The following is a 311-nucleotide window of genomic DNA, read 5'->3' as shown; positions in this document are numbered from 1 at the left end:
CCGTCCTCCAGGGCGAGGTAGAGCGTGCCGTGCTGCCGGGTGGGGAACCCCAGAAACGGCTCCCCCTGTGCCACGGCAAGGCAGAGGTCCAGCACCATCCAGCTCTTGCCCAGCTTGGGCTATGCCACCAGCACCCCCATGCCCATGGGCAGCAGGCCCTCCACCACATGGCGGATGGGCGGCAGCACCATCTCAGACAGCTCCCGGGCCGACCACGCCTGCACCCCGGCAGACTTTGCGGTATCCGGCTCCGGGGCAGCCTGCTGCGGGGCGGCCTCCGGGTCGGTCAGGCTGTTGATGTAATCGGCGTA

At 69.1% G+C, this 311-nt stretch carries 1 protein-coding gene; it reads right to left on the bottom strand.

Translation table 11 applies throughout. The annotated features are described in order from the left end of the window. Window positions 1–119: 119 nt before the first annotated feature. The coding region (locus P0G09_RS17695) for a hypothetical protein (protein WP_275253325.1) at window positions 120–311 on the bottom strand (192 nt) is incomplete at its 5' end.

The organism is Faecalibacterium sp. DFI.5.82, from assembly GCF_029076575.1.
Lineage (GTDB): Bacteria > Bacillota > Clostridia > Oscillospirales > Ruminococcaceae > Faecalibacterium > Faecalibacterium duncaniae.
This window is presented reverse-complemented; position numbering and strand designations above follow the sequence as displayed.